This window comes from Erwinia wuhanensis, assembly GCF_030484085.1.
Lineage (GTDB): Bacteria > Pseudomonadota > Gammaproteobacteria > Enterobacterales > Enterobacteriaceae > Erwinia > Erwinia aeris.
Map to the genome: position 1 here is coordinate 1 of NZ_JAUJUH010000002.1, position 17,768 is coordinate 17,768.

9 protein-coding genes are annotated in these 17,768 nt (G+C 58.2%); 1 reads left to right on the forward strand and 8 read right to left on the reverse strand.

Features of this window, described 5'->3' with window-relative positions; translation table 11 throughout:
• The 4 genes from QZH36_RS04430 to QZH36_RS04445 form a co-directional block, all read right to left on the reverse strand.
• Nucleotides 1–8,750 (reverse strand): hemagglutinin repeat-containing protein (locus tag QZH36_RS04430; protein ID WP_301729729.1); only part of this gene is annotated, 8,750 nt, incomplete at its 3' end.
• 36 nt (nt 8,751–8,786) lie between these two features.
• Nucleotides 8,787–10,478 carry a ShlB/FhaC/HecB family hemolysin secretion/activation protein gene (locus tag QZH36_RS04435; RefSeq protein ID WP_301729730.1) on the reverse strand — a complete coding sequence of 564 codons (1,692 nt, stop codon included), beginning with the start codon at nt 10,476–10,478 and terminating at the stop codon, nt 8,787–8,789.
• A 784-nt stretch (nt 10,479–11,262) separates the two neighbouring features.
• Entirely contained in the window at nt 11,263–11,808 is a 546-nt protein-coding gene (locus tag QZH36_RS04440) for a glycine zipper 2TM domain-containing protein (protein ID WP_125290754.1), read from the reverse strand.
• A 255-nt stretch (nt 11,809–12,063) separates the two neighbouring features.
• Complete coding sequence (locus QZH36_RS04445) at nt 12,064–13,368, reverse strand: NAD(P)/FAD-dependent oxidoreductase (RefSeq protein ID WP_125290755.1); 1,305 nt, start codon at nt 13,366–13,368, stop codon at nt 12,064–12,066.
• Between the two features lie 532 nt (nt 13,369–13,900).
• Here QZH36_RS04445 and QZH36_RS04450 point away from each other — a divergent pair.
• Nucleotides 13,901–14,503 (forward strand): carbonic anhydrase, encoded by a 603-nt coding sequence (locus tag QZH36_RS04450; protein WP_301729731.1) that lies wholly within the window; start codon nt 13,901–13,903, stop codon nt 14,501–14,503.
• A gap of 259 nt (nt 14,504–14,762) precedes the next feature.
• Here QZH36_RS04450 and ycfP read toward each other — a convergent pair whose 3' ends face one another.
• Genes ycfP through lpoB form a run of 4 tightly spaced genes read right to left on the reverse strand, consistent with a single transcriptional unit; the run spans nt 14,763 to nt 17,749 of the window.
• Nucleotides 14,763–15,305, reverse strand: a complete 543-nt coding sequence (gene ycfP / locus QZH36_RS04455; RefSeq protein WP_253454581.1) for an alpha/beta hydrolase YcfP — start codon at nt 15,303–15,305, stop codon at nt 14,763–14,765.
• Between the two features lie 24 nt (nt 15,306–15,329).
• Nucleotides 15,330–16,349 carry a beta-N-acetylhexosaminidase gene (gene nagZ / locus QZH36_RS04460; protein ID WP_301729732.1) on the reverse strand — a complete coding sequence of 340 codons (1,020 nt, stop codon included), beginning with the start codon at nt 16,347–16,349 and terminating at the stop codon, nt 15,330–15,332.
• A 10-nt stretch (nt 16,350–16,359) separates the two neighbouring features.
• Complete coding sequence (gene thiK, locus QZH36_RS04465) at nt 16,360–17,202, reverse strand: thiamine kinase (RefSeq protein ID WP_301729733.1); 843 nt, start codon at nt 17,200–17,202, stop codon at nt 16,360–16,362.
• Nucleotides 17,186–17,749: a penicillin-binding protein activator LpoB gene (lpoB, locus tag QZH36_RS04470; protein WP_445235119.1), complete on the reverse strand. Its 564-nt coding sequence runs from the start codon at nt 17,747–17,749 to the stop codon at nt 17,186–17,188. Before lpoB ends, thiK begins: the two co-directional genes overlap by 17 nt.
• Between the last annotated feature and the right edge of the window lie 19 nt (nt 17,750–17,768).

The window sequence follows — 17,768 nt, forward strand, 5'->3', positions numbered from 1 at the left end:
CCGAGCATCTGGCTGCCAATAGGGCCGCCGCTGCTCATGCCCACGCTCTGGTGTTCGACCTTATAGTCCGCGCGGTTTTCAATACTGCTGAAGCCCAGCGTGCCCGTATCCAGCCGGTTTTTATCCGTCGCTGCCGTCGAGCCGATAACCGCGCCGTTCAGCTGCGTGTGGTCGCCCACCGTCACGTCAAAGCCGCCCTTGCCCGCAAAGATGCCGGTTTGTTCGGCCACGCTCTGCCAGTTGCTGTGCATCTTGTCCCGGCTCAGGTTCACGCTGGCCGAGCCACCGCCGCCGCCGAAGGTATAGCTGGCTCCGGCGCTGGCGCTCTGCTGCCTGCTGTCGTAGCGGTCGCTGTCCTGCTCCGAGGTCAGCGTCAGGTTGCGCCCGGTGTCCACCTTCACGCTGTTCCCGCTGACCTGCGCGCCCTGCAGCAGCGTGTCGCGTCCGGCGTTCAGGCTCAGGCCGTTGCCCGCGTTCAGCGTCGTCTCGCTGTGCGTCAGGCCGTTGCCGTTAGCGCGCCCTTTTGCCGCGTTGACGCTGGCCGAGACGTTGAGGCCGGTGCCGCCGGAACCGGCGGTCAGCCCCACGCCGACGCTGCCGCCCTTGCTGCTGTTGCTGCTGTCGGTTCGCTCGCTGTTCTGCGCGGAAAGCAGGCTGATATCGTTCTTCGCCGCCAGCGTCATGTCGCCGCCCGCCTGCAGCTGGCTGCCCTGCACGGTGATATCGCCCCGGCTGCCCGGCTGCGCGCCGGTGGCGGTTACCTGCACGTTGCCGCCCGCGCCCAGCGAGCTGCCCTGCGCCTGATGGCTCTCCGTGCGAGTTTCGCTTTTAGACGACTGGCTGCCGTAAGAGAGGTTAACGCCTACGGTGTTGGTCGCGCCTTCCTGATAGCCCTCATCGCCCGGCTTCAGGCCCAGCGCATCATTATGTGCGGTTGCCGCAGCGGTCTGCGCGCCATCCAGTTCATACGCCTGCTCCGCCTGGGCGACGCTCAGCGCCGCTTTGGTGTTCTGCAACGCTTTCAGGCGGCCGTCGCCGGTATCCTGCGCCGTCTGCGCCACGCTGACTGCCGTGTTCAGCGCAGCGCCCACGGTGCCGGAAAGCGCCAGCGTCAGGCCGCTCTGCTTCTGCTCGGTTCTGGTCAGTGCGGTATGGCTGTTCTCCGCTGCCGTAATCGCCACGTCGCTGCCGCTGAGCGTCAGATCTTTACCGGCAATGACGTCACTGCCGTGGATGTTAAGCTGGTTACCGGCGCTGAGCGTCACGTTGCCGTCGCTGCTGCCAATCGTGCTGCCCTTATTGAGCGCGCCGTCCGCGTCAGTGGTGCTTTTCTGCATCGCCTGGCCGACGGTAAAGCCGATGCCGCCCGTGCCCATCAGGCCCGATTTTTTCTCTTCGCGCTGGTGATTTTCCTGGTGGGATTCAGCCGCGGTGGTGACTTTCAGATCCTGTCCTGCGCTCAGCGTCACATCCTGCGTGCCCGCCACGTTGCTGCCGGTGACGGTAAGATCGCGGCCTGCCTGAAGCTGTACGCTGTCGCCGCTGAACGTGGTGCTAATCCCCTGACGATCGTGTACCTCGTCGTGCGTTTCCAGGCTGCTGGCGGACAGCAGCCCTTTGCTGCTCTGCTTGCTGTGCTCGACCAGATCGGTGCTGCTGTTGCCGGTGCCTAAAGTGATATCGCGCCCGGCGCTGGCCGTTAGCGTACCGCCAGCCGTCACTTCTGCGGCGCGGGAATGAATATCCTGCCCCGCGCTGAGCTGCAAATCGCCTGCGGTAGTAATTCGTGTGCCGACATCGTTCTGCTGCGAAAGACGACGATAATTATCGCTGCCCCAGCTGTCGTTTTCACTGTGCTGCGTGGAGACGGTGCCCAGCGTCAGATCGTTGCCCGCGCGGATCTGTGTGGTGCCGTTTTCACCCGCATTAGCGATATCGCTACCCGCCAGCGTGATGTTATGCAGCGCGCTCAGCGACAGCTTGCCGTCGGAACCCTGCACGTAGATGCCCGCAGGCCGATCCACCCATCTGTCCGTGCCGTCGCCCCGCAGCGTCGCCTGGCTGGTAATATCGCGTCCCGCCAGCAGCGAAACAGATTTATCACCGCTGATGGTGCCGCCAAGGTTGGCGATATCCTGGCGAGCGCTGAGGCTGACCTGATTACCGTCGATATACCCGCTGTTGGTCAGCGTCTGCGCCGTCAGCTGCGTCACTTCACGCCCGTGGATAGTGCCGCTATTGGTAATATCCTTTTGAGCATTCAGCGCCACGCTACCGCCACCGAGCAACGCGCCGTCGCCGGTAAGATCGCCTTCTTTTACCTTCGCATAGACCTGCGGCACCAGCACCCTCTGCTGCGTCCCGTCCGGCAGCGTGACCGTCTGGTTAACCAGCCAGACGATATCGCTGGTCAACAGCGCCATCTGCGCGGGCGTCAGCGCCACGCCGAGCGTCAGTTGGTATGTTTTACCAAAAGCCACGCCGTTATTCATCAATCCGCGGAACTGATCTTCATCATTGCTGTAGCCCGCGGTATAGCGACTGCCGGTCAGTTGCGTAATCTGATCGCGTACCAGGCGCTGTTCATAATAGCCGTCGCCCAGTCGCTTGAGGGTCTGGCTGCCGTCTGTCGACAGCGCGTTCTGCATATAGTCGCTGCCCAGCCACTGCTTCTGATTAACGAAGCGTGGATCGGTTTCCACCAGGTAGTGGCTGTCGCTGGCAGGCTGAAGCGAAAACAGGCTATTGTCCGGCAGACGCGTATCCGCCGAAACGGCGCGGATAACGGGCGTAATGCTTTGTCCGTTAACCACCGTGGCGGGCAGCGTCAGTGAGAATTGCTGCCCGGCTGGCAACAGCAGCGGACGATCCTTCTGCCCGGCCAGCTTGTCCAGCGTCAGGGTGCTGTCGTAACGCGGTGCGATAACGGGTTGCGAAGCCGTATCGCCAGACGGCGTCAGCGCGACCGCCGTCGCCGCCTGCTGGCCGTTAATCGCGCCGACCGCCCCCGCCTGTATGCTTACCGATTGCTGCTGTCGGTTGCCGGTCTGATAGCCGCTGCCCTGTGGCGCCGCGTTCGCCTGCCAGGCAAAGGTTTTCAGGTCGATGGTTTCCGTTACGGCAGCCGGACGATAGTTGCTGCTACTTTTACCTTGAGAAGTCTTGGTGCCGCCCAGTTTCTTTTTCTTTTTCTTGGCGTACCAGCGCACCACTTTGCCGTTATCCGTCGTGACGCGCGTTCCCTTCGTGGCCTGGTTATCCAGATCGCCAATCTGCCCACCCAGCGTGGCGCCAGCCACAATCTGGCTGTCATGATTGAACAGGCGATCGGCGGTAAAGGTCATGTTGCCGCCGGACAGGATTTTGCCCGGATCGCTCGATTTGATCTGCGTTTCCTTTACCACCCGCTGATAGGTGTACTCATAAAACTCGCTGCCGCTGGTACCGTCCGGCATGCGCGCGCTGTGCACCTTATATTTATTTTTATGGCTGGTATCCACCTCGCTCCAGTCGAAGCGATCGGTATGGCCTTTCAGCACCGCATCATGATGCTGAGCGTTTTCCGTGGTGACCGTTTTGGTGGTGAGGTTACGGTTGGTATTGTTGACCTCGGCCATGGCGATCGCCGCATCCCGTCCGGCTTCAATAGTCGCCCCGTCGTTATTGAGCTGCCGCCCCTGCCCGATGGCCTGATAGTTGCTGTCCAGCTGGCGACCGATATGCATATCGCCAACGCTGTAGATCAGGGCATGATCGCGGTTGTTCACCGTATCCGCAGCCAGATCGAGGCGATCCCGTGCGGCAATCACAGCCGCTTTGCCGCCGTCGCTGAGGTTATTCAGCACCGTAGCGGCAATGGCTATACGATCGCCAAAAATGCGGCCGGTGCCGGTATTGTTCAGCACGTTGGCTACAAGGTGCGTCAGCGTGCCGTCTATCAGGCCGGTGTTATTTAGCGTATCCGCAGCGGTGACGTGCGTTTCCTGCGCGCTGATTTCCCCTTTTTTGCCGTTAGTGACGTTGCGGGCAGAGAGCCAGAGCGCCTGCTGCGCGCTGATGGTGCCGTCATTGGTGAGGCTGCCGCCCGTAGCCAGCCGCAGCGTGCCGTTGGCTTTAACCTGGGAAGCATTATGGAAGTCGCCCGCCAGCGTAATGCCCAAATCACCCTGTGACAGCACCTGCCCTTCGCCGCTCAGCGAGGCGGCACCGATCTGGGCCTGCTTATCGGCAATCAGCGTGCCCTTACGGTTATTAATACTCAGCGCCTGTCCCTGAGCGGCATCCTGAACAATCAACGTACCGGCGGAGGAGATCAGCCCGTTGAGGTTTTCCAACGCCAGCCGCACGGTCAGTGAAAGCATGGCCGTTGCCTTCAGCGCGCCTTTGCTGTTGTCCAGCGTGTCTGCCTGTACCGTCAGCGTTCCGGCCTCAATGCCCTTACCACTCTTCTGCGTGTTTTGATTGAGCAGGCGTGGCGTGGTGATAGTCAACCCCTGCCCGCTCTGAAGCAGGCCGTCGCTATTATCAAGCTGCTGAGAAAGCGTTAACCGTCCGGCGTCCACACTTTGTAGCTGGCCGGACTGATTGGCAAGCTGCCCCGCGGTCAGCGTCAGCGTTCCGGCGGAAAACAGTTTGCCGCTCTGATTTTGTAGCGCATTCTGGCCCAGCGCCAGCGTCAGATCTTTTCCGCCCTGGATCTGTCCCTGCTGATTTTCCAGCGCGCCGCTGTCGATGCGGGTCGCGCCAGAACCGGCAATCAGGCCGCGCTGATTGATCAGCGTCTGCCCTGTGGTATCAATCGCGATATCGCCCGCAGATTGCAGTTTGCCGTCGGTGTTATTCAGGGCTCCGCCGCTAAAGGTCAACCCGCCGTTGCCGGCCAGCTGCCCCTGAACGTTGTTCAAATCAGCGGCCTGCAGCGATGCCAGATTGCCCGCCGCGATAAAACCGGTCTGGTTGTTAACCCCGCCGCTGCGCAGATCCAGATTACCCAGGGCGACAATACCGTGCTGGTTGCCGCTGTCGGTATTGATCAGCGCCTGCCCCTGGGTGTCCAGCGTCAGATCGCTGCCTGCCTGTAACAGGCCGCCCTGGTTCTGTATTTCTCCTGCGGTCAGGGTCAGCTCCCCCTTACCGCCGCTCAGCGTACCTGCGCGGTTGTTGAGGTTTCCGCCGGTAAGCCGGGTCGCGTTTTTGCCAACGATCGTGCCCTGCTGATTATTTATCTCTCCAGCGTGAAGCGTTAACGTGCCGCCGCCGATCAGCTGGCCATTTTCATTAATAAAGGGATTACCCTGGGTATCCAGCCGCAGATCCTGCCCTGATTCCAGCAATCCGGCGCGGTTGTTCAGCGTGCCGGTATCCAGCTGCAAAGCGCCCCGCGCGCCCAGCTCTCCCTGCTGATGGTCAAAGGTCTGCCGATGCGTGTCGACTGTGACATTCTGCCCAATCATCACGCCGTGGTTGCCGTTGATTTGCCCGGTGTTGAGCAGCAGATCGCCTGCGGAGACAATACCGCCTTTCTGGCCACTGTCGGTATTGGTCAGCGCTGCGCCCTGGGTATCGAGCGATAATGCCTGGCCCGCCTGGATCAGGCCACGCTGATTATCTACCGCGCCGCCAGTTAGCGTCAGCGACCCGTCTGAAGCCAGCGTGCCGTCAATATTGCTCAGCGCGCCACTGTGCAGCCGGATATTGCCCGCTGCCGCCAACATGCCAGCGTCGTTATTTGTATCGCCGCTGTTGAGGCTCAGCTCGCCGCCCGCGATGACGCCGCCCGACGCTCCGCTCTGCTGATTGGTAAGCGTACGGCCATGCGTATCAAGCTGCATATCACCGCCGGACTGAATACGTCCCGCGCGGTTGTTCAGTTCGCCGCTGTTCAGCCGCAGGCTCTCTTTCGCGCTGAGGCTGCCGTCCTGATGGTCAAACGCCTGCTCATGGCTGTCGATAACAACGTTCCGCCCCTGGATCGTACCCCGATCGCCCAGGATCCGCCCGGTTGCCAGATTGAGATCGCCACGAGAGACGATCCCGCCTCGTTCGCCGCTGTCGCGGTTATCAAGCGCTGCGCCCTGCGTATCAAGCAAGAGATCCTCACCCGCCTGCAACAGGCCCCGCTGATTATCCATCGCGCCGGTGGTAAGAGAAAGTGTGCGATCTGCCAGCACAGTACCGTCGGTATTCGTCAGCGCGCCGCTGGCGATACCAGCCGCCTGTGCGGCTATGATGCCGCCACGGTTATCAGTCTCGCCGCTGGTTAGGGTCAGCGTGCCGCCACTCAGGATGCCGCCTTTACCGCTGTCGCTGTTGATCAGCTTTTGTCCGTGCGTATCAATCGTCAGATCGTGACCGGACTGGATAAGGCCCGCGTGATTATCTGTCGCGCCGCCCGACAGGCTGAGCGTGTCCTGCGCGACTACATTGCCGCTGGCGTTGATAAAATCGCCCTGCTGCGTAGCCACTACGATGCGATCGCCCAGCAGCGTGCCGCCGTGGTTATTCACTCCCTGACTTTGCGCCGTCAGCTGCTGGCTGGCTTCAATCCGCCCCCGATCGTTGTCGATAAGCCGATCCGTTTTTAGCTGCGCTTCGCCGCCCGTCGCGGAAATGCGTCCTTGCTGATTATCCAGACTTGCTGCGGCAAGGCGCAGATCCCGGTTGGCCAGCAGTTCGCCCTGATTATTGTTCAGCGCTTCGCCCGCGGTCAGAAGCAGATCGCCCTGAGCCGCCAGCAGCGTGCCGCGGCTGTTATCCAGACTGCCGGAAGCAATGCGCAGACTGCCGCCGCTTTCCATGCGACCATCCTGATTGTCCGCCGCGCCAGAGAGCGACAGCGTCATTTCACCAGGGCCGCGCTGGGAAAGCAGGCCCTGGCGGTGATCGAGCGTTTCCGCCGACAGCGTTACCGCCTGCGCCTGAGTATGCCCCTGTGAGAGATCGAGCCGCCCGCCTTTCAGATCCAGCGCCCCGGCCGACAGCAGCGCGCCCTGGTTGCCATTAAGCTGCGAGGCAGTCAGCGTCAGTGCGCCATCGCCAGCCAGCTGTATAGTCCCCTGCTGATTATCAAGTTGCTGAGCATCCAGCGAAAGCGCATGACCGTTACCGGCAATCAGCCCGCTGCGGTTTTCAATTTGTTGCGCTTTAAGATGGGTATCGCCTGCGTTAACAATCGTGCCCTGATTGTTGTGGATTTGCCCGCTGTCCAGACTCAGCGCCTCGCTGTTTTGCTGACGCAGCAGCCCGCGATTGTTACTGATGTCCCCGGCAGCAACGACCAGCTTTCCGGCTGATATTTGACCGTCATCGTTATTCAGTCGGGTAGCGGCCTGTATCTGCACCGTTTTGCCAGTCACCGTTGCGCCTGCGGTACTGATGTCGCCCTGGGTAGCGCTTAGCACTATCCCATCCGCTGCAGTCTGGCTGCCACCCAAATCGACCCGGCTTCCGTGCGCCTGGATCCCATCGCGTGCCAGGTTTTTGCCCTGCGCTTTCAGCTCGCCCTGACTGGTTAAAACCAGGCTGCCGGGCTGCGTCAGCGCGCCGCTGTCATCAACCCCTGCTGCCAGCGCGCTTCCGCCATTGCTCTCGATCCCGTTGGCGGTCAGCGTCACGTTGCCTTTTGCGGCGATAATGCCGTCATTATGCAGGGTGCCGTTAGAGGCCAGCGTGACCGCCTGTTGTGACAGGATCCTGCCGCTGTTGGTCTGGTCATCCTGAGTAGCGATTTGCAAAGCGGCCTGGCTTTGCAGCGTGCCGCTGTTTTCCAGCCGGCCATCTACGGTCAGGCGTAGTTCGCCCGCGCCGGCGCCCAGTTCGCCGGCATTGCGTACACCAACCCCTTTTTCGGTGCCGGTCAGGGTGATTTTGTTGGCATACATGCCGCCAAGCGCGGCGACGTCGAGCGCATAGGCTGGGCGAGCGGTCGCGTCTCTGGTTTTCACCGTGGTTACGCTACCTTCCGTAGCTACCTGATTTCGTCCGGTAACAACGTTCAGTTCTCGGGCGTGCAGCCTGGCATTTACCGCTACCGACTGTGCGACGATCTGGGTGTAATCAGCATCGCTGTCGTTTAAGCCTTTGCCCTCGATATTGATCCGCCCGCCGTTCACGTCAAAGCCTTTCAGCTGGCCGTTTTCCATAATCGGCTGGCCCGTGGTCAGGGTATTACGGCTGGCATTGATAAAACCGCAGCCGTTGCAGGTTATCCCTGCGGGATTAGCAATAACCACCGCGGCCCGCTTTCCGGCCACTTCAATAAAGCCATTGAGCTGGCTGGGATTACGGCTGTTGACCTCATTGAGGATGACGCTGGCTTCCTGCTTTGACAGCCAGGGATTAGCCGCCACCATGCCGCCCAGCTGGGTGCGCGTGTTTTGATGACTGTTGTTCAGAATGGCACCGCGCTCGCCGACATCGAGCTGGCTGTATTGATTGCGCGAGACGCCCTGGCCGTTCGGCGTCTGGATATTAATTTGCGGCAGCCCGTTGGCGGTGGACATCACCGTCGGCTGCTGGTTGCCGGGCGCGCTGCTGTCGGCAACGATATTGGCCTGCGCAGGCAGGCTAACCGCCCCAGCCGCCAGCCAAAGCGCGAAACTAAGTGGACTGATACGGATCGGCTTTTCCGTACGCGAGTTGCGCTGACGGCGACGGGCAAGATGGCCGTAGCCGCTACGGGCAATGTCGGACACCACCATCAGCATGCCGCGAACTTTATTGAAGATAATGCGGTAGCAAAGCTTGTTCATAATGCGCACAGTCCCTTGTCAGGCAAAAGAAGCGGGTCAGTAGTTCCAGTTCAGGCTGAAGCCAAAGGTTGCCGGATCGGTTTTAAATCCCTCTGGTTTTGAGAGCGGGATCCCGGCAAAAAGGTCATAGCTAAGGTTGGCGGGCGTGATGGCGCCGCGTAACCCCGTTACGCCTCCGGCCAGATGGCGTCCGGGCAAACCGCCCTGGATTGCGCTGTTGCCGCTGACTTCGCCATAGTCGACCCCAAGATAGAATTCCTGGGCAGGCAGCGGCGTCTGCCAGGCCAGCGTATTCTGTAGCGTCCAGCCACGGCTGGCGCTCAGGGTGCGCTCGCCATCAAAGCCGCGCACCGTCCAGCGGTTGCCGATAGCAAACTCATCCTGCGGCGTCAGCGGCGTGTTACTCATCTGCCGACGATATTGCATGTTGTAATTAAAACGCTGAGTACGCAGTGAGAATGGCACCGTCAGCGCCGCCTGCCAGGTCAGTATTTTTGACAGCGCAGTCGCATAGGTGCTGTCGTGATAAGACTCTTCCCAGGCCGGTAAGGCGCCAAACCAGCGCGTGCCGCGCTGGTAGCTGACTCCGGCATCAAGCGTGGCCGGACCAATATAGTGGCGATGCGACAGCCCTAACCGCCAGGCGCTGGTACGGCGCTGCTGGCTGACGACCTCGGTATCGTTGATAAAATTGCGTGACTCTTTTACCAGCACATCGTAGGTGACGAGAGTTTTAGAAGAAGCGTTGCGGTGCAGCACCCGGCTGGCCTGCACATCAAGCGAACGGCTTTTCCCGGCATAGAGAAAATCGCGGCTGTAGCCAGCCACCGTTTGGTGGTAGTCGTAATCGCTGGCGGTCAGCCCAAACTGCCACCAGCCCACCGGCACCGAATAGTGTCCGGTCAGGCTTTTGCTGCTTTTTCTGCCGGCGAAACCCAAATCGCGGCTGGCGGTCAGGTAAAACAGATCGCTCAATGAAGTGGGATTATCCAGCGCCAGCATGATGCCGCTCTGATACCGCCCTGTGCTTTCCGTGCCGGAATCGTCCAGCCAGGCGCCAAGACGCCAGAAACGTCGCTGGGTGCGCTCGATAATAATATCGCTTTCGCCAGGTTTTTCTGCCGGACGTAGCGCCATCTTCGCCTCGACGCCCGGCAGGCGCTGCAGATTTTCCAGTCCCTGTTCGATATCGCGCAGATCCAGCAGGTCGCCGGAATGCGCCGGCATGGTGGGATAGAGGCTGACGTAGCGCGAAGCGCCGGGAGCCAGCTCAACCCGACGGATTTTACCCGGCACAATCAGCAGCTTCAGCTCGCCCTGACGCAAATCCTGCGGCGGCGCGAGCACCCGGGTTGTCACCCAGCCATGATTAATAAGACGGTTTTGCAGCGTGCCCATTAGCTGATTGATGCCCTGCACGCCTACGCAATGACCGACAGCCTGGTTTGCCAGCCGCTGCAACGGCACCCAATGCGGCAGAGCCTGCTGGCCGGATAGCGAGACGCGCTGAAGCGTAAAACAGGGTTTTTCAGCCGGAAAAGTTATCCGCGAATGTGCGGGGAGCGGTTCGGCAAGACGGATATCGGGTGCTTTTGGCGCTATCTGTGCCTGGCGAGCTTTTTGCTGCTCCTGCTGATGCTGAATTTGCTCATCGCCCGGCGCTGCGTAAACCGCACCGCAGCCGGTTAGCCCAATAACAGCCAGCGCCGACTTCAGGCGCTTTTCCATTTTTCCCTGCATGACTATTCTGCCCGCCAAATATGTAACAAAATGTGTATTACGTATTTTTATGCGCACATTATGCACCTGCCGGGCGAAAGCTCAAGGAAAAACAGAGAAAAACTTACAAAAAGCTTACATTAATAAGTGAGAGGGATTAATGAAACCAGTTAAGCGTTACACTAATAGAAAGGAATTTCAGGGAAATTAAGACACGATTATTGAGAGGTTCAAAGGGGGACATGAATCAGCTAATTATAATTAATTCATTAAAAATCATACATTAACACAAGAAAACCTCGTATTACTTGCTTTAAAAGCCCCGGACATGATGGATGGTTACAACCGCATTTCTGACAATGATCGGAGGCTAATATTTATGTAAGCCCCACAACCACATAAATTTAGCTTAAGTCATGCAGTTGATTATAAATTGCTTTAACCAACCACTATAAAAAGGTCAATGCTTCTACGGATCAATTCGGAAAGCACCTGGTCTTTTTGTATAAGAATACGGTTGACCGCTTGCAGGAGGGACTTATAAAGGAGGTTGCAGGTGAGCAAATTCAAGTATCGTGATGAAAGGCATTGCAGGTGAGCAAATACGAGCATAGTGATAAAGGGCGCTGCAGGTGAGCAAATTCAAGCATCGTGATAAAGGGCGCTGCAGGTGAGCAAATACGAGCACAGTGCTAAAGGGCGCTGCAGGTAAGCAAATTCGAGCATAGTGCTAAAAAAAACCCCCTCCGTTAAGAGGGGGCCGAGCGTCATGCTTTAGCAGAGGCCGGGCAACTTATGCCTGGTTCTGGCTGTTCAGGATCAGCTGACCGTTGCTGTTTAAAGGGATGCGTGTCCCCGGGTCGTTATCCATGCGGATTTTGCCCTGCTGGTCGCCAATTTTATAGGTGACGTCATAGCCCAGCGTTTTTTCCTGCTTATCGTAAACGGTTTTGCAGCGCTGTTCGGTGGTCGTGTAGGTATCGCGATCCTGCAGAGCTCCCTGCACCTGATTACCGCCGTATCCGCCTGCCAGCGCGCCCGCTACGGTAGCCACATCGCGTCCGCGTCCGCCGCCAAACTGATGACCCAGCACGCCGCCCGCCACCGCGCCCAGTACGGAACCGGCGATACGGTTCTCATCCTGCACGGCACGCCGGTGAGTCAGCGTGACGTTACGGCACTCCTGACGCGGATTTTTCGTCGTCTCTTTGATTGGCGTGGCGGAGAGCACCTGAGCAAACTGCGGCTCACGCTCGAATACATTCATGCCTGCTACAGCGGCAACGCCCAGCGCGGCCGCTACGCCAATTCCGATACCTGCCAACATTGATTTATTCACAGGGCTGTCTCCTGAAACGGTTATTACGCATCGTCGCCAGCCGCAGAGTCCGGGCCATACGCGACGCGCTTTGTCCGGTAAAGTGTGCTTATCAGGACCAGTTATGACAATAAGAATTCAGGACGAAATAAATGTTTAAAGTCAAATGCAAAAGCTTTTAAGAGAGTTCTTAGGAGGGATGCGGCAGAAGAAGGGCTTATAACGACGGTATCGTTATAAGCCCTGTTACTATAGATCAGGCGGTCCTGATTTTACTTAGTGCAGCTTAAGGCGCGGACGGATAACCCGGTTAATGCTGCCCACCAGCATCATCAGGCCGGTTTTAAAGTAGCCATGCAGCGCGACCTGGTGCATACGATAAAGCGAAATATAGACAAAGCGCGCGATGCGTCCTTCAACCATCATTGAACCGCGCATCAGGTTGCCCATCAGGCTGCCGACCGTGCTGAAACGCGAGAGCGAAACCAGCGAGCCGTGATCCTTATAAACATAGGCTTTCTGCTCGCGTCCTTTCATCTGTGCCAGAATGTTATCCAGCACGCGCGACGCCATCTGATGCGCTGACTGCGCGCGAGGAGGCACAAAGCCGCCAGAAGGCAGCGCACACGAAGCGCAGTCGCCAATCGCGTAGATATCCGGATCGCGGGTCGTTTGCAGCGTTGGCTGTACCACCAGCTGGTTAATACGGTTGGTTTCCAGCCCGCCAATTTCTTTCATAAAGTCCGGCGCTTTGATACCCGCCGCCCAGACCATCAGATCGGCATTGATAAATTCACCCGATTTGGTATGCAGGCCATTTTCATCGGCGCTGGTCACCATCGTCTGCGTCAGCACGCGTACGCCCAGCTTAGTCAGCTCCTGATGCGCAGCGGTGGAAATGCGCGGCGGCAGCGCAGGCAGAATACGCTCGCCCGCCTCTACCAGCGTGACGTTCAGCGCGCTGTTGTTCAGACCTTTATAGCCATAGCTGTGCAGCTGTTTCACCGCGTTATGCAGCTCGGCGGAAAGCTCTACGCCAGTCGCGCCGCCGCCGACGATAGCAATATTCACCTGCTCCTGGCGCCCTTCGCTGGCGGAGAATTTCAGGAACAGGTTCAGCATTTCATTATGGAAACGGCGCGCCTGGTGCGGGTTATCCAGGAAAATGCAGTGATCCTTAACGCCCGGCGTGCCGAAGTCGTTGGAGGTGCTGCCCAGCGCCATGACCAGCGTGTCGTACGCCACTTCGCGTTCCGGCACCAGCAGCTCGCCCTGCTCGTTGCGGATTTCCGCCAGCTGTAATTTTTTATTGTCCCGATCGATTTCGGTCAGCGTGCCCAGCTGGAACTGGAAGTGATGATTGCGGGCGTGGGCCAGATAGCTCAGCGCGTCAATCCCTTCATCCAGCGATCCGGTCGCGACTTCGTGCAGCAGCGGCTTCCAGAGATGGCTGTGATTACGGTCCACCAGGGTTATTTCCGCCTTTTTTTTCCGTCCCAGTTTCTGACCAAGCTGTGTCGCCAGCTCAAGCCCGCCGGCTCCTCCGCCGACAATAACAATCTTCTTCATTGGTGTAGTCAAACGACCCCCTTAAATTGTGAACCAGTCGTTAATTAAAGGTTAAATAATATCCTTAATTAACATAGGGTTGGCGATTTATTCGCTATCTGCAGGCAGAATAGCACGCGGGAAATCGGCCGTCCTGTAAAAATTGATACAGGTCAATTTTTTTCAACCATTTCTTATTAGCACGCTGTTTTTGCTGAATAATTTTCCGTGTTTCGGGGAGGATAAGGTGCGTCCGCAAGGCGTTTATTTCACCACCTGAGTGATTTTTTATCTCTGATAATGCGACTCAACAGGAATAATTGACCGATACCCGCTCCGATTGGGTGGAGTAAATATGACGTCCCCTTTTTCAGTTTATTTTATTGTCCTGCAATCACCTGTGGTAATCGTATTTAAATATATACTAAAAAAACCAAATCAGGCTCCAATAAAAAACCCGACATATTTAATAGTAATTACCCTGAAAAACTTGCAGCAGGCTTAGTTATTAATATCCTCTTAAGCTATTCCGGCTATTCTGCCGAAAAAGGAAGAGGGAAAAGGAATGAAGATATTGAACAGACTGCTGGCACAAAACCGCAGCTGGGCGCAGCAGCAGGCAAACCGCGATCCAAATTGCTTTTTAAATCTGATGGCCGCCAAGCCGCCGCAGGCGCTATGGATAGGCTGCTCGGACAGCCGGGTGCCCGCCGAGGTATTAACTAACGCTCATCCCGGTGAGCTTTTTGTTCACCGTAATATCGCCAATATGGTGCTGGAAGAGGATGAGAGCCTGATGAGCGTGCTGCAATACGCGCTCGGGCATTTGCAGATTGATACCCTGATCCTGTGCGGCCACTACGACTGCGACGGTATCCAGGCCGCGCTGGCGTTGCAGCAGGTCAACGCGCCGCTTTTTTCCGATCCGTTAACCCGTTATCTGCAAAAACTGTACGACTCGCTTAACGACTGGATGGCTGTTTTCCAGCCTGAAATGAAAATAGCCACGACAGGGAAGGAAAAATTAACCGAATACCACCTTATGGCGCAGGCGGTGAATTTAATTAATGCCTGGCCTGTTAAATCAGCAATCAAAGCGGGAAGAGACATCGCTATTTACGGGTGCGTACATGAGCTACACAGCGGCTATTTAAAAAGGCTGGTTTGAAAGGATGCTGATATAAACAGTCAATTACGTGGTCATAGCCAGGCAGGCGCGGTAGCCTTTCTGCTGGCTGACATGCCGAATAACAGCGTGGTGATTGTGGAACATGAAAGCGCGGCGTATCCGGACAGGGATATCAGCGACGTTAGCAACATTCGGCCAGGCCGCCGCCGCGAGTAATATTATGCCGGGGCAGTGACCGATGAAGAAAAGCTTGTGAACGTTTGCTGCCCGCCGGGATAAGGCGGGCGAGCGTTAGCGGCTAGCCCAGCGTTTTAAATGCTTTGATCCGCTGCAGGTGCGAGGAGATGTTTTTGAATTTATGCGGCTGGTGGTCATCCCAGACGATTTCATAATAGTCACCCAACGTTGACGCGCTACGCTGGCTGTCCAGCGCCTCGTCGCGTCGGGAGAGGATCACCAGGCAGCGATCGCGGTTTTTTTCCCGAAAGTTGCTGACGCACTTGGTGGCAATATCCACATACTCTTCAGGCCTGTCGATTTTGCCCGGCATGTTTTCTTCTGGCCACAGGTTGGGATTGAACATTACCTGACGGATATCGTTCAGAAAGCCGATGCGCTCGGCCCAATAACCGCCTAACCCTACGCCGCAGATCAGCACGCGTTCATCGTCGCTGCTGCTCAGAAGCTTATGGGTTTCATTCAGCAAATACTGCATATCATGTTTAGGATGCAGCGTGCTGTAGCTCAACAGCCGTACATCGGGATCGATAAACTGCAGCTGCAGCACTTTTTCATGATTGCCGGGACTGGTTGAATCAAACCCGTGCAGATAGATGATCATCGCCCTTCTCCTGTGGTGTATGCGTCAGCCTCGCTGCTCCAGCCAGCGGGTTTGCAGCTTGCTTAACGCCTGGCTGCTCTCTTTCCAGCGCGGCGAAGCCAGCAGCTGCTGGCGGGTAAACGTGCCACGATGGTACAGCTGCGTGGCGCGTTCGGCATTGATCGGCGACAGATTATCCAGCACGCTGACGGCGCCCTGACGGTTGTTGCAGACCAGGATCATATCGCAGCCGGCGTCCAGCGAAGCCTGACCGCGTTCGGCATAGCTGCCCATAATCGCTGCGCCTTCCATCGACAGATCGTCGGAAAAAATCACGCCGTCGAAACCCAGCTCTTTGCGCAGCACTTTTTTCAGCCAGTGCGAGGAACCGCTGGCCGGATGCGGGTCTACCTGAGTATAGATAACGTGCGCAGGCATCACCGCATCCAGCCTGTTTTCGTCAATCAGCTGCTTAAAGATCTGCATATCGTGCTGACGAATCATCGCTTCGGGACGATCGTCGCGCGGCGTTTCTTTATGCGAGTCCGCGCTTACCGCACCGTGACCGGGAAAATGCTTGCCGGTGGTTTTCATACCCGCTTCATGCATGCCATCAATAAAACGGCGCGCCATCGCCAGCGCCACGGCAGGATCGTCATGGAAACTGCGTTCGCCGATTGCCGCGCTGCCGTGTCCTATATCCAGTACGGGCGCGAAGCTGATATCAATATCCATCGCGATCATTTCGGCAGCCATCAGCCAGCCCGCTTCCTGCGCCAGCCTTGCCGCTTCGGCTTCGCTGTTCAGCGCGGCAAAAGATTGCATCGCAGGCAGGCGCGTAAAGCCTTCGCGGAAGCGCTGCACGCGCCCGCCCTCCTGATCGACCGCGATCGCCAGGCGGTGACGCGAGGCCACGCGGATCTGCCTGATCAGCTCCTGAAGCTGCTCAGGATCGTGGTAGTTGCGGGTAAACAGGATTAGCCCGCCCACCAGCGGATGCTGTAAAATTTCCCGCTCTTCCGCGTCCAGCTCGTAACCGAGCACATCTAACATTACCGGTCCCACAGATTACCTCTTATGATCGAACTCGCTGCCAGGCCTGTGCCGCCAGCGTATAAAACGTCTGTTCGCCGCTCTGCTGCCAGCGCAGCTCGTACCAGCTTGCCGCCAGCAGCGTCAGCCAGGGCTGCCAGCGCGCCATCTGCTGCCGTAGTCTGGCCGCATCCAGCCGTTGCAGCGCGGCATAGCGCTCGGTTAGCGCCAGCTGCTGCTCAGCATCCAGCGCGTTTCCTGCAACCAGCGCGGCCAGCTCCAGCGCGACATCGCCATCGCTGGCATACTCCCAGTCAATCAGTCGCAGGCTATTTTGCTGACGGATCAGATTGCCCGGATGCACATCCATATGCAGCAGCGCCCGCCGCAGCGGTTTTGGCTCGCCGCGCCGCTGTAGCCGCTGCAATGCCCGCAGCCAGCCGCAGTGCCGCCGGGCAGGCTGACTGAGCTGCCAGTAGCGCTCCAGCAGCTTTTGCAGCTGCAAAGGATAGCCGCTGAGCGGCTGTTGGTGCAGCCTTGCCAGCTCGCTGACAACCGCGTCCAGCGCGCCGGGAAAGGCCGCCTCGCTCAGCGCCTCGCCCGGCTGCCAGCCCAGCAGCAGCCAGTTATCACCATAGCCGCAGGCGGCAGGCGCGAGATCGCAGCCGGAAAGCTTGCGTAAAATACGATACTCACGCTGGCGATCCACACCCGGCACGGGATTATCCTGTCGCTGATGGCGGGCCAGCAGCGTTGCCCTTTCCAGCTCCACCTTTGCCGTCAGCCCCGTCAGGCCGTGCAGCGGAAAAAAAGAACCGGCGGATCGCTCCGCCGGAAATCGTTGTTTAATCAGCCTGCTCAGTGCGGGATCAATGCTGTACGACACCGTTACCCGACCAGATGATTTCGCCAGTCTGCACCAGCATCAGCTGCATTTGCAGTTCCGGCGATTTTACGTCGCCCTTAGCGTTGGTATAGAGCACATACTGTGCGCCAACGTAGCGAGCCAGGCCGACGGCCTTGCTGCGCGAGCTCAGGCTGTCTTCGGCTGACAGTCCCAGCGTCTGTTTAGCGGTAGCAAGCTGTTCAGGCGTCACCAGCTTGAACTGGGTGTTACTTTGCAGCGCGCTTTGCAGCGAAGCGGTGGCTTTGGCGCGTTGCAGGCTGCCGTTGGTGCTGTTTTTCACGCCGTCGATCAGCAATACGCTACCGGGCGTGATGCCGTCCGCTTTCAGCATTTGCGCCACCAGCGGCGTTACGCTGGCATCCCAGTTAATCGACTGCATTTTAGGCGGCTGCGGCACCGTTTCCGGCGGCGGCGGCTGGGTCGGCACGGGCTGTGGCTGTTCGGGAACCGGCTGTACCGGCTCGACGGGCGCAGGCTGTTGCTGCTGTTGCACCACACAGCCGCTAAGAATAAGCGCCAGCAACATGACGCCCGAGAGTTTAGCT

Coding starts and splice junctions, on each gene's coding strand:
- QZH36_RS04435 (WP_301729730.1), bottom strand. CDS start 10,478: ATGGAAAAGCGCCTGAAGTCGGCGCTGGCTGTTATTGGGCTAACCGGC.
- QZH36_RS04450 (WP_301729731.1), top strand. CDS start 13,901: ATGAAGATATTGAACAGACTGCTGGCACAAAACCGCAGCTGGGCGCAG.
- ycfP (WP_253454581.1), bottom strand. CDS start 15,305: ATGATCATCTATCTGCACGGGTTTGATTCAACCAGTCCCGGCAATCAT.
- lpoB (WP_445235119.1), bottom strand. CDS start 17,749: ATGTTGCTGGCGCTTATTCTTAGCGGCTGTGTGGTGCAACAGCAGCAA.